This is a genomic window from Actinomycetota bacterium (assembly GCA_030774015.1).
Classification (GTDB): Bacteria; Actinomycetota; UBA4738; order UBA4738; family JACQTL01; genus JALYLZ01.
In genome coordinates this window covers 1-4,817 of the sequence record JALYLZ010000027.1, presented here as the reverse complement: position 1 = coordinate 4,817, position 4,817 = coordinate 1, and the positions used below count along the sequence as shown (strand labels likewise).

The 4,817-nt window shown below is 69.1% G+C and carries 5 protein-coding genes; 2 read left to right on the top strand and 3 right to left on the bottom strand.

Features of this window, described 5'->3' with window-relative positions; translation table 11 throughout:
- Positions 1-3: 3 nt before the first annotated feature.
- On the bottom strand, positions 4-510 hold the full coding sequence (locus M3Q23_02215) for a cupin domain-containing protein (protein ID MDP9340927.1): 507 nt from the start codon (positions 508-510) through the stop codon (positions 4-6).
- Positions 511-1,280: 770 nt separating this feature from the next.
- On the opposite strand from M3Q23_02215, the gene M3Q23_02210 reads away from it, so the two are divergent.
- Entirely contained in the window at positions 1,281-2,129 is an 849-nt protein-coding gene (locus M3Q23_02210) for an IS1 family transposase (GenBank protein MDP9340926.1), read from the top strand.
- 77 nt (positions 2,130-2,206) lie between these two features.
- On the opposite strand, the gene M3Q23_02205 is transcribed toward M3Q23_02210, so the two are convergent.
- Entirely contained in the window at positions 2,207-3,436 is a 1,230-nt protein-coding gene (locus M3Q23_02205) for an ATP-grasp domain-containing protein (protein ID MDP9340925.1), read from the bottom strand.
- Between the two features lie 63 nt (positions 3,437-3,499).
- Between M3Q23_02205 and M3Q23_02200 the strand changes: the two genes are divergently transcribed.
- A complete protein-coding gene (locus M3Q23_02200) occupies positions 3,500-4,195 on the top strand; it encodes a NifU family protein (GenBank protein ID MDP9340924.1) in 696 nt (231 codons plus the stop codon).
- Positions 4,196-4,609: 414 nt separating this feature from the next.
- On the opposite strand, the gene M3Q23_02195 is transcribed toward M3Q23_02200, so the two are convergent.
- Positions 4,610-4,817: NAD-dependent formate dehydrogenase (locus tag M3Q23_02195; GenBank protein ID MDP9340923.1), on the bottom strand; the 208-nt coding region annotated here is incomplete at its 5' end.

Sequence of the window (4,817 nt, the reverse complement as noted above, 5' to 3'; positions counted from 1 at the left end):
AAGCTATCTGAACGAGCGGAGCGTCTCAGCGGCCTCGGGGTAGGACCGTGAGAGCTGGTCCACGTCTCCGAGCTCCACGTCGGGCGGCTCCACGCCGGGCCACTCCGTGCTCGCCCCGAGGAACCAGCTCCCCTCCGGCACCAGCCGGGCGGCATGGAACGTGTTCCCGGGGATGAGCAACTGAAGCTTGTGCCCATGGCGGAGATCCGGTCCCACGATCTCGCGGCCCGTCGTCCCGTCCGGGTACAGCAGTACCACCTCGAGGGGGTCCCCCAGGTACCGGTGATACAGCTGGTGGTTGCGAATCCGGTGCAGGCGAACCGGCGCGTCCCGGGTCACCAGGAAGTACAGGGCGGAGCCGAGCGGCCGCCCATCCGCGAACGGTGCTTCGAGCCCTCCCGGCGCGATCCGCTCGTCGCTCCGGTACGTCTCGGCGACGAATCCGCACGTCGCGTGGGCCTTGAGACCGAGAAATCCCCGCACTTCATCGGCAGTCATCTCATCCGTCATCGAGACCTCCACCCGTGGCCAGACTCCCCAGAAACTACCGCGCCCGGGCGGATACATGACCACCAGACCTCCAGCGTGATGATGGCCACGGTCGCGCCGACGGGATCCAGCACAATGCCCTCCCACTGCAAGACGGTGGCGACCCGGTCATGAGCAGGAGGCCGCGCCATGTCGCGGCCCAGGAACCCCATGATTCCCTCTGTACTCGCCTCGGGAAGGGAAAGGCGTCGACGCGTGCTCTCGGCCATGGGAGCGGGCCCTTTCTACAGGAGAGCCCTCGGCCTGGCAATCTGACACGCCGTGAGGTGATGCCTCGCCAGTTGAACCACGAGTCAGATCGCCAGGCCGACGCCCACGGCTCGTCGCTACCGTTCATCCACACTAGAGCCGCACGAAGGCGGCGCATCCCGAGGAGGCACCGGGACTTCACCGTGCCGAGCGGCAGTTCCCGGTCCATGCCCCAGCCCAAGGGCCGGCCCGGAACAGCTTCGCGCTATCTTGAGTCCATGCCTGACCGCTCGAGGAAGCGCCCCCGGGACATCAACGCGCTTGCGGCCGCCCTCGTCTCGGAGGCAACGGGCGAAGAGATCCCGTCCCAACCCAGTCGGTCACATGCGGGCAGCCGCCGTCGAGGCGGGCCGGCGGGGAGGTCTCGAGGGGGAGAAGGCGCGGGCGCACAAGCCGTGGGCCCCGAAGCGGTCGGAGAGATCGCCCCAAGCGCCCCGCAGCACGCTGACCGGGAGTCGACCGAGCCCGACCGCTCGCGCAGGGTGATCAGCATCAAGAGGCTGTCCACCGAGAAACGGGCTCGGATCACCGAGTGCCTGGTGGAAGGCACGAGCCTCCAGACCACGGCCCGCATGACCGCAGCCGCCAGGGAAACGGTGGAGAAGCTCCTTGCCGATCTCGGCTCGGCCTGTTCCGAGTATCAGGATCAGGTCATGCGCGAATTACCTTGTAGGCGGGTCCGTGTGGAAGAAATGTGGACCTTCGCCCGGACGAGGAAGGGGCACCTCCCATGCGACGGGCACGACGAGAGGGAGGACGTCTGGACCTGGGTCGCCCTGGACGCCGACGCCAAGCTCGTTCCGGCGTGGCTGATCGGCCAGCGGACCTCCGAGGACGCCATCTATTTCGTGCAGGGCCTCGCCGCTCGGCTCGCGCACCGGGTCCAACTGACCACCGATGGGCGCAACGCGTTCCTGTACGGGGTGGACGAGGCGGTCGGCTCAGGGATCGACTACGCACGACTGATCGAGCTGTATGGGGCGACTCGAGGCGAGAACGAGGAGCGCCATGGCATGGCCAGGTCTCTCGGGAGGGAGGTTCGCAGGATCACGGGCGACCCCGATCCCGGACACATCTCCGCCGGCCACGTCGAGAGGCAGAGCCTCACGATGCGGATGGGGATGCGGAGCATGACCCGGCTCAGCAACGCGCTCTCCACGAGGGTGGAGAACCTGGCGGCGACAGTGAGCCTCCACTTCATGCACTACAATTTCGCCAGGCTGCTCGACACGCTCGCCAGGCCCTCCTCTCGGACCCCGGCGATGGCGGCAGGCATCGCGGATCACGTGTGGTCCCTGGACGAGATCGCTGGACTCCTCGATTCGAATTGACCGGCTCCGGTTTGACCTCGCGACTGCGGGAGCGAATCTTCGAGGCACGGTAGCCCTCAGCAGATGGCTGCCGACCCTCATCCCATCGACCCAGCGATGACGATCTCAAGCTGGCTGTGCGCCGCCCGCAGCGCGCCCTCGACCTCCTCCGGCGTGCCAGCTCGCGCGAACAGGAAGCCGAGATACCGGTCGCCCTCCGGGAGCGCCTCGACGGCCCGGCCGGGTGCAATCGTGATCTCGAGCCCGGCGATCCCCGGGACGGCTCGGGCCTCGTCCTGCCCGCGCACCCCCTGGAGCACGCCCGCCCTGGGGATGGGGAGCATCATCACTCCGGAGGCGGCCGACTCCCTCCTCAGGTCGTCCGCGGGAAGGCCGAGCGCGTGACGAAGGATGAGCTCCTCGAGGCTGACCCCGATCCCGAACCGGAGCGACCGCGAGCACAGCCCGCCTATAGAACGGGCGGCCAGCTCGAGCACCCACGCGCGCTCCCCGTCAACGCGGAGCTCGGCGTGGATCGGCCCCTCGACGAGGCCGAGCGCCGCCGCGGCGTCGGCCGTGGCTCGGGTGATCACCTCGAGTGTCCAGGGCGCCAGCCGAGACGGTGTCACGTAGATCGTCTCCTCGAAGTACGGACCCTCGAGCGGATCCGGCTTGTCGAACACCGCCAAGATCTCGAGGGCGCCGCCCCGCAGCAGGCCTTCGACGGCGACCTCCAGGCCGGGGATGTAGCGCTCGACGACGAGCGGCCCGCCGGGGTCCTCGCCGGCTTCGGCCAGGATCGCCCTGATCCGTGCGGCCGTCGCGCCGGCGTCCGCTGGATCGTCGACGCGGATCACACCGCGACTGCCCGACAGCGAGACGGGCTTGAGGACGCACGGGACTCCCACCTCCACGGCCAGCGCGGCGACGTCGGCGTCGGGCCCGGCGACCCGGTACTCGGGCTGGGGTACGGCGGCGGCCCCGAGCGCCTCCCGCATCGCCGCCTTGTCGCGGCTCCTCGCCGCCGCCAGGGGTGGATTGTGCGCCAGGCCAAGACGCTGCGCGGCGAGCGCGGCGGCCAGCACACCCTGATCGTCCACCGGGACCACGGCATCGAGCGGCTTCCGCCGGGCGATGTCGACGATCATGTCCGCGGCCGCCTCGGGCCGCCTGCAGTCCACCCTGAGTGCTCGCTCGCCCATCACGCCGGCAAGGGCCTGCCGGTGGTTGGAGGCGACGATCACCTCCGCGCCGAGCACGCGAGCCGCCTCCAGGAAATCGGCCGCGCGATAGGTCGAGGTGGGCAGCAGGAGGAGCAACCGAGGCACTCTTGTATCCTAGCCACGAGCGGCCATCCCACGGTGGCCGGGATCGGCGGCTGAGGTCATGAGATGAGCGAGCACGATCCGGCGCTCGACGGGTTCACGATCACGAAGATGGCCCTCGGAAAGTTCGTAGAGCTCCGGGACGACGACCCGCAGCCCGAGCGGCTCGTGCTCCGGGTGGCCGTGACCGGCGTCGAGCGCGGCGATTACGCCTACGACATGTCTTTCCAGCTCCGCGAGGCGGTGACGCCGGCCGAAGCGGTGTTGCACTACGGCGACCTGGCCGTCGTCGTCCCGCGGGAGAGCCTCGAGAAGCTCCGCGGCGCCATCATCGACTTCGTCGAGGCCGACCGCGAGGGCTGGGTCATCGACAACCCGAACCGCCCTCGGCCAACCATCGGGACCCAGTTGCCGATCATGCCGGCCGGCCCGCGCAGCCCGGCCGTCGGCAGCCGTCCTCCGGAGACGCTGAAGGCGGACCTCGGCGGCGACGTCGCGCAGCGGGTCATGATGGTTTTGGACCGCCAGATCAACCCGAGCATCGCGGCGCACGGAGGCCACGCCGAGCTCGTCGGCGTCGAGGAGGGAACCGCATACCTCCGCCTGAGCGGGGGCTGCCAGGGCTGCAGCATGGCCACCGTGACGCTCGGCCAGGGGATCGAGGTCGCGATCAAGGAGCTCGTTCCCGAGATCACCAGGGTCCTTGACGTCACGGACCACGCGAGCGGCACGAACCCCTACTTCGAGGCTGAGAAGAAGTAACGGGCGGGCGCAGCCGACGGTGCTGAACGACCCAGGCAGGTGAATCGTGGTGGACTCCGACGTCGTCGGTGAGCGCGAAGGCGCTTGCGGCGCTGAGTCTCCGGAAGGGGGATGTCCTGCTGGTCTTCGTTGAAGGTGACCGGATCGTCATGGAACCTGTCGGGCCAGCCGGGTTCACGCGATCGGTGATCGTGTCCGCGGGAGCGGCTTCCGCATTCCGGTCCACGAGCGGATACGTCGTCTCCGCAGCCATTTCCCCCCTTCGTTTTGGCCTCTACATGCAGCCTTGCCTCGGTGCCCGATCGCCGTCCCCCCGCAGAGCCCGCGGCCCAGGTTCCTCCGCTTTGTCGTCCTGCGGACCCGAGCGCTGCGAGGGAGTAGCCCCCCCGCGTTCATCGGCCACCGCGGTCCCCGTCATTCCTTGAAGCGCGCTGCCTCATCTGAACCGCCGGTGGCGTTGCCGGCGCTGTAGGAGTGTGCACCAGTCCCCGCCGACTTCCCGCCATCGACGATGAGGTACTCCTCTCGGATGGGGCGCTCCTCGAACCAGCACTCCAAGATCTCACGCACGCCCGCCCCGTAGCGCGCCTGGGCCGACAGCGACGACCCGGAAATGTGTGGG